Origin of the sequence: Pseudomonas sp. 21 (assembly GCF_000955805.1) — a bacterium.
Lineage (GTDB): Bacteria > Pseudomonadota > Gammaproteobacteria > Pseudomonadales > Pseudomonadaceae > Pseudomonas.
Genome location: NZ_JYOA01000001.1, coordinates 47,575 through 47,806, shown reverse-complemented (window position 1 = coordinate 47,806; position 232 = coordinate 47,575).

The following is a 232-nucleotide window of genomic DNA, read 5'->3' as shown; positions in this document are numbered from 1 at the left end:
TCGCTCCTACAGGTAAAGCTGGATCAGCTGCGCGCCTCGGCCTTTTCGAACAGCGCCAGCAGGTCGCGCAGCGTGCTCTCCAGGTACTCACCCGTGCGGTAGGCCGGCATCGCCGCATCACCGCCGGGGCCAATTTCCCTCGGTGTGTCCCGTGGCTCGACCCTGTTCTTGTAGGAGCGAGCNTGCTCGCGAACCGCCTGAAAACGGCGTAGCCCATGACTCTGTTCGCGAG